1 protein-coding gene and 1 pseudogene are annotated in these 529 nt (G+C 41.6%); both read left to right on the top strand.

Annotation, left to right across the window (positions count from 1 at the left end):
* Window positions 1–227 (top strand): annotated as a pseudogene (locus ADIWIN_RS14305) (Zn-dependent alcohol dehydrogenase); the annotation flags it as partial.
* A gap of 2 nt (window positions 228–229) precedes the next feature.
* The coding region (locus tag ADIWIN_RS14300; RefSeq protein ID WP_040757449.1) for an SDR family NAD(P)-dependent oxidoreductase at window positions 230–529 on the top strand (300 nt) is incomplete at its 3' end.

Raw genomic sequence — 529 nt, 5'->3', positions numbered from 1 at the left:
AACCATGTAATTTTTCTTTGGATCCTATCGTACAGAAAAATGTACGTTTACAAGGTAGTTTCAGTCATAACTGGCCTATATGGGAAAAGGTTATTGGCATGATGGGTGCTGGTATTTTAGACGTGAAACCAATAATAGGAGGCGTTTGGCCTGTAACTTCATGGTTAGAAGCTTTTGAGAAAATGCACCATGGTGAGGTGATTAAAAGTGTATTGAAACCAGTATGACCATGCGCTTAAAGGATAAAGTAATTATCGTTACTGGTAGTACTACCGGTATAGGTAAGGCCATTGCCCTCAGAAGTGCAAAAGAGGGTGCCAAATTGGTGATTCATGGCCTGGAAGAAAAATGGGGCCAGGAAGTAGTTGAAATCATAGGCGCTGAAAACGCTGTCCTTCATATTGAAGATTTACAGGAGAATGGCTGTGCAGAGCGATTAGTAGCACTGGCTGTAAGTAGCTTTGGTAAATTGGATGCAGTGGTTAACAATGCTGCCTGGGTGGTTTCTTCTGATATTGAGGAAGTAGAC

It is taken from the genome of Winogradskyella psychrotolerans RS-3, assembly GCF_000427335.1.
GTDB lineage: Bacteria > Bacteroidota > Bacteroidia > Flavobacteriales > Flavobacteriaceae > Winogradskyella > Winogradskyella psychrotolerans.
Note: the sequence above shows the minus strand (reverse complement) of the source record. Positions and strands in the feature narration are given on the sequence as shown.